2 protein-coding genes are annotated in these 6,751 nt (G+C 54.3%); both read right to left on the bottom strand.

Annotation, left to right across the window (positions count from 1 at the left end; all coding sequences use genetic code 11):
- Positions 1-232: 232 nt before the first annotated feature.
- Positions 233-3,655: a hypothetical protein gene (locus VKV29_RS13835; RefSeq protein WP_324201905.1), complete on the bottom strand. Its 3,423-nt coding sequence runs from the start codon at positions 3,653-3,655 to the stop codon at positions 233-235.
- A 44-nt stretch (positions 3,656-3,699) separates the two neighbouring features.
- The coding region (locus tag VKV29_RS13830; protein ID WP_324201904.1) for a hypothetical protein at positions 3,700-6,751 on the bottom strand (3,052 nt) is incomplete at its 5' end.

The raw sequence follows: 6,751 nt of genomic DNA, 5'->3' as shown, positions 1-6,751 counted from the left end.
AAGGCACCTGTAACAGTCGCGAGACCTGTGAGAGTCGCACGACGGCAAACTGTTTGAAAGCGCATAGCTTTCTCCTTTCATAGGTTTCGATTCGAGCGTAAACGCATTGCATTCTCTAGGTCTTCGCGCATCCCTATCCATAGAGAGACGCCAGACCGTACCACTTCGGACGGCCCATCTAGCGTCTTTTTTTGACACACCCCCTTTATGGGGTATGTCAAATCGGAGGAAACTACGGCACCTTAAAGCTGATGGGTTGTTGAGGCGGTGCCGAGATATTTCCGCTTTGGTCTATAGCCCGTACGATGTAAAGATAGGTAGGGCCGGAGCGAACATTGTAATCGGTGAAGCTGGTAGGAGGTGTTCCTCCATTGCCGGGCAATATGGCAAGTTGTATGTAGTTAGGTTGCCCCCCACCGGTCGGCTGTATTGCACGAAATACCACATAGCCGCCTGCACCGGTCGTGGGCGCCGCCCAGCTGAGTTTGGCTGCACGTAGGGTGGCATCATAGCTCACCGATACGTTTTGAGGCGGGTCTGCCTTTACCTTGAAAGCCGATCCATCAAGAGGATTAGAGGGAATAGAGTGATTATCGTCTTGATCTACGGCAACCACGCAGTATTCATAAGTGACCTCCGGCTTGGCAGTGCTATCCACAAAGGCGACAGGGTCTGTGGTGCCTTGGGGCACATCTACCTCGCCGATCTCGGTATAGTTTTTGAGGTCTAGCAACCCAAGAAGAGACGGGTTAACCACATTATTTGGTTTTTGCCCGTTAATGATTTCGCTGAGCGCAACTGCGGGCGACTGCTGTTGCCTTACCCCAAACCGGCTCGAGGCGGCGAAGGCGAGTTGGGCCTTCTGATCGTTGGCAATAAGGTTTCTGCCGGCAAAAGCAGCCGAAGCATGAACCTGCTGAAGCTTTGTGTTAAGGTTTTGAATGTGGGCTGCCGCCGAAGTGGTTGTAGCAGAGGCCGCCGGTGTGGTGGTAATGAAAGGCTTGGTGGTAATGAAGGGTTTTGCAGGGGCCACCTGGCCTACAGGGGGACGAAGTGGAGAGGCACTACTGAGTGTGCTCACGATGCCTGCATGTGTAAAAGTGGAGGTTAACTCGCCGTAGGCCGGCATAGTGATAGTTACCGGAACCTCTTGGCGATAGACCAAGAACTTCACAACCTCTTCGTTGATTGGGTTAGGCACCACAGAAAGGGTTACGTTGCCCTCTTCGTTGGCCACCACTTTTTGAAGGATAGGGGTGGTAGGAGGCAGCGTGGAGGGCACCCGAAAACGCAGTTCGGAAGGTTGCGTGCTTGTAATGCCCCACCGTGTCACGGCCTCTACCCGATAAAGATAGTAGGTTGCGCGGCTTCGCGGCATGGGGTCGGTATACTGCGTCTGGTCTGTCTCGCCTAGCAGTTTCCATTCAATGGGCGTCTGGAGAATACGTACATACTTAGCGAGGATGACTCCGTTGACGCCTACAATGTTGGTGTTGGTGCGAACATAGCGAAACGGCTTCGATGGCTGTCGTGTCGCAAGGGGCAACGGGTGTTGCAGCGGGACGATGCCACCTTTAAAGGTGATAGTTTGAGAGCCTGGTGGAGGAGGCGGGCTGGCCGGAGCTGCCTCCTGTACGTTGGGTCGAAAATATCCGGTGAGGCTGGCCCGATAGATGCGGTAGCGCATGCCTTTCGTCGTATTGACGGGTGACCAAGACAGCGTAACGTTTCCACCGATGTCGGCAGAGATGGCGTCAGAGAAGTCGTTAAGATTAATTATTGAAACCGGTCCTCCTGGTCTTGCAACCTTCACAGCACTAAGCTGCATAAGGGTCTGCGGTAGCTGCTTCGTTCCCGTGTTGCCAGGGTGCTGGATACGAAAGTTCGGCGGCTCAAGGCCAATAGCTTTGGGGTCACAGAGATATTGAGAACGCAACTGCATCTCGGCCGTCTGGGCGGTTTTCGTGAAAGACGCCTTCAGGTTAGCCGGTCCGGGCGGTACGTCCTTTAAAGGTACGGCAACCACATTGGTTGCCGCCGGCGTCGAATCGCGCAGGTTTGCCTTGTAATCGGCAGTGATGAGATAACGATAGTAGTGGTCTGGGGCAATGGTGGTATCGGTAAAAACAAGGACGGTGTCTTGGGCTGCCTGCTGAATCGGGGCGATGTCCACTCCTTTCGACGCCAATTCCTTCCAACTCGTGCGAGCAGACATCAGAAAACGATTCTGCCCTTGAGCTAAAGGCACACCGGCGCGCAGAACTTTGGCCATAGGCTCCTTCACGGTCTTGCCCACGAGCTTTCCATTGCTGGCAACGAGCACGAAGATATGCGTGGCGGAAATATCCGAGTCGGTCGCCGGAACATAGGGCCTGCCGTTGATGGGTTGAGGCGTCAGCAGTTGGGGCGCCGCGTTAGGTTGTTCGGTATCTATGCGAAAAATGCGATAAACGGCCGCATTATCCTCCGACTTGTTCCATATCACGTCAATGCTCTTCCCGTCGGCGCTTAGATTCGCTTGGGCGTTGGTAACCGGTGGGGGCGTGCGCCAGTCCTGCATGGCGATCTGCACCGTGGTGGGCTGGCTTTCTCGGCCAAATGCATCTACCAAAACAACTCTGTAGCTAAGCGGTTCAATGGGCGCATTATCGTCGCTAAAGGTGATAAGGGAAGGCACCCGCTGCTGGCTGTTGGGGTCGTTCTGATAGCTCACCATGATGGGCAGCTTGTTCAACTGAACCCCTTGGGGGTGCGCCTTATCTATGCGAAACACACTGTAGGTCGCCGTCACCAAAGCCTTCATAACATCTTCAGGGGGGTCAGACCAGTGTAGCGCCACGGAATAGATGCCCGTCTGGATGGGCGTTTCTACCTCAGGGGCCGGAGGCTGGGGGTCTTTGCCCACCGTAATGGTAACGGTGGCGACATCGTTGGGGCTTTCCTGGCCGTTATCCCCAATCGAGCGCAGCGCATAGGTGATCTGCTGCCCGTTTTGCACGTTCGGGTCGCTGTAAGCCATACCGATGGCATCGGCCACCTGCGGGTTGGTGAGACCGGTAAGAAAGAGATGCTGGCGTCGCAGAACGGTCTCCGTGTCAAGAGGCAGCTTTTGCCCCGGCGGCAGAGGTTGTGGGTTCAGTTGCCTGTTAGGCATTCTAAGCATGCGCGTGCGATAGGTTAGCAGCGCTTGGGGAACGACAACCGCAGGGGTTTTCTGCAAGTGACTTTGCCACATCTGAGGTGCTGTAAGAGCGCTCTGCTGCTTTAAGAGGGTGCCGTAAGCTTTAAAGGCATCACGGCTTATATGGGAAGTATCGCGCCCCAGCGCTTTTTGGAAAAAACCCTGCTGTGGTAGCTGCCCAGTGGGAAGCTGAACTCGGCGGCTCAGTATCTGGAGCATTTGGGGCTTGATGGCATTTGGCTTCATTTGAATGGGCTGTGTGTTGACTTTGGTTCGTTGCCCATTCACAATGCGATACAGATTGTAGCCCCCCGGAGCAAGCCAACCGTCCGTGACAACCCACCTCAAGCGGACTTCCGGTTTCGTATTGGGGTTGGCGGTGGCCGCCATGAGCGACACGGTATCCGCCTGGGCATGCCAACCGGCCACCTCCATAAAGGCCAGTATCGAAAAGATGTAAAAAGATTTTCTCATCGGTTTATTCCTCCTCTTCGTGTGTAAGACTCTTTGCCCTGTAGCTAGAGTGTCATGCTGTAGCCCACGTCTAGGTTGCCGGAGACGTCGCCCACCACAGGCAGGTGAACGCTGACACCCGCATTCACATCTCCCGAAGCGGTTAGCTGATTGTTTTGGTACTGCACTGCAAGAAAGCCGTTGAAGTAAGCAGATAGTCCTACGGTGGCGCTGCCAAGAAAGCCGAAATCGGCGGAAAGTGTCACCGAAGCGCTCGCACCCAAGGCTACGAACCCACCAAAAGTCGGCTCATTTTGATAGCCTAGGCTCAGGTAGGCTTCCGCATAGGCACTGGCGCTAACGTCGTAGGAGAGCGTAATGCCGAAATCCACACTGCCGGTTGAATGGAACCCCGCTTTCCAGAGCAACGCTGCTGCGAAAGATGGGTTCCCGTTAACGAAGTCTATATCGGCTGCTCCTTGTACCGAAGCGATGTTGAGCAGATCAATCTCAATGGGATTGTCTATTTGTAGCTGGTGGTTAGGTACGTCGGCATGAATAGGCCCTCCGATATGTAGGTATTGCGTGTGCGGATCAATGTGAAGCACGATCTGCCCACCAGCATGAATGATATCGGTCTGGCGCGACGGAATGTTGATATCCGCTCCCAAGGAAGCCTGAAAAGTCGCCTGTGATGGGTTAAGATAGATATCGCCGGTAACTACCCTATCATGCTTTGATGGATCGGCCGGTATCTGGGCATCAACGGCATCGAGCAGGTAGCCGTTGCCATGGAGGTCTATCGTTAAAGGATTGGTGGTTACCGTCAGGGCGAAATCTCCCCAGAAGGTGGTCTGATCCACCGTTTCCAGACGGACGCCAGCAGAGAAAAGCCAACTCGATTGTCCATTGGCAATGGCTTGATCGTCCAGAGGGACAAGCTTATAGTCCGCGTAGGGAATTCCGCTTTGGGGGCCGTTAGGAGCCGGTTTCACATTGTGACCAATCGCCCCGCTAAAGCCCCCAATGGCTAACCCCGATGACCCAAGAGGTATCGGAGGGAACTGTATACCGGCCCCGACGAACCAAGCGTTCTTGGCCACCAAAAATTCGGCACTGAAGCCTGTTCCGGCGCCGAGGCAGTCGAGGCTGAGCGAGATGTTGCCATCTAGATAGTCATCGTGGTAATTGACGTTATCCGGGTCGTGAAAACTTATCTCCCCTTCCACATGGACAAGGTGTTTGATTTCGCAATCTACCGCGATGGAGCCGAGCGAGACTGTCTTATCCTGGTAAAACTTGATACCGTCGAAGTTGCCCTGAACGGAAATGGGCAGATCGCCGGAGAGCTTCACGTTGCCGGTAACACCTATCCATAGCCCGTGAATATTGTCCGTTCCGAATCCCACCTGACGTATTTCGAGTTCTGCAGGCCCTAGGGCGAGGTCATAGGGATTGTTTAAATTGAGCCAAGCTCCGCCCAACTTGAATTTGCCGTTGCTGTCAATTTCGAGATCGGTGAGGTCGAGAGTGGTACCGCTCAGCTTGCCGGCTTTAGTGGAGTCGAACTGTAATTGACCTGTGATCGTAAAACTCCACGTTGTATCCGACTGCTTTTCCACTTTAGCTTGCGAGATATGGAGGGAACAGGGAAATACGTTTGAGGAGAGAGTCTGATCGGCCTCAACGGCCAAACTGATATCGCCTGTGCTTGAGAAAGAGCCGGATAGCTTGAGTGCGGCCCCAGACTGCTGAGCGTTCTGGCCTCCAGCCTGAGCGTTCTGGCCTCCGGCTTGAGCGTTCTGGCCTCCAAACTGCGGGAGGGTCAGACTGCCATCGAAGCGGCAATCTTGAATCCGGTTACGGCCTATATCGAGGCTAAGGTCGTTAAGGGTAATGCTCGTTCTGCCCAACGTGACGCCATTCTGATTGGGATCCTGTTTGGGATTTTGAGCAAATTGGGTGCTTACGGTGCCGCTCACGCCGTTCTGGTCTATGTAGAAATTTTGCACATCAATTTGGACGGACTGGCCGTTGTTTTGAAAGGAGCTGGGCAGAGTAAGTTTTGCATGTTGGATAAAGATGCCGCGCCAACTGGCAGGTAAAGGCTGCCCGGTGGCCGGGTCTTTCTCTTGGGGGTCGCCTTTCGTGGAGGAGAAATCCACTATCACCGTGCTCTTTGCAGGTAACTTGATCCCTAGGCCGTTCCATGTGAGCGAAATATCATCTTGCAACGTGAAAGAAGCAAAGAGATTGTCTCCACTTATACCGCAATCAGCGCTGCCGATGTGCTTGCTTAAGGCCGCAGCCTCATCTGCGGGGTGCATCGCGGTGGCGAAATTATAGGAAAGGGTAACGTCCGGGATGGTGCCCGATCCGCCGTTGGTCGAAGTCAAACTTGGCGGCAAGGTGATATCGCAGGTAAGGCTTACCGTTTGCGGCTGGCTGTTCTTCATGCTGAACTGAGCCGACTTCACAGTGAGCATAAACCCCATCGGCTGCGCTAAAGGAATCTGTAGGTTGGCGTTTTGGTTGGCGTTATTGAGCGAAGCGTTAAAGCTTACCAGACCGTCTTGGTCTATGGAGAGGTTTTGCGCATCGAGAGCCAGCGGGGCTTCGTCCTGCGAGATGAGATCGGGCAGATTCACGGCGATAGTCGCCGAAGGAATAGTCAGCGTAAACTCATCCGGTTTCCCTGCAGGAAAGTGATGATAGTGCAGGTTCATGGGCGACGCCTGCACCACACAACCGGGCAGTTTCAGGCCACCACTCATCGTGTCTGCCGTTAAAGAGGCATTCTGTGCATCTATGGCGATCTCCCCGTTTTCCGCCAAACTTATCGCGGCCTGTAACTGCAGTTTGGGGGCATTGCCACTGCTGTCTCGAAAGGGCAGAATGGCGGCCAAAGCCCCTCCACTGAGCTGTAGGCTGGGGGTGGGCGTAACCACAAAGCCCAGTTTGGTTCCGTTCCCTACGGAAAGCCCAACCCCGCTGCCGAAGATGCTGGGAATATCCAGCTCGTTGGTAAACACATAGGTAAGGCCGTTTGCCCGCCCCTGATTATCCACCGAGACATGGCTAAAAGGCACATTGGGAATACCCGGCAAGGTGGTGCTG

Origin of the sequence: Chthonomonas sp. (genome assembly GCF_035294165.1) — a bacterium.
Taxonomy (GTDB): domain Bacteria; phylum Armatimonadota; class Chthonomonadetes; order Chthonomonadales; family Chthonomonadaceae; genus Chthonomonas.
The sequence above is the reverse complement of the archived record's forward strand: the minus strand, read 5'-3'. Positions and strand labels throughout refer to the sequence as shown.

Coding starts and splice junctions, on each gene's coding strand:
- VKV29_RS13835 (WP_324201905.1), bottom strand. CDS start 3,655: ATGAGAAAATCTTTTTACATCTTTTCGATACTGGCCTTTATGGAGGTG.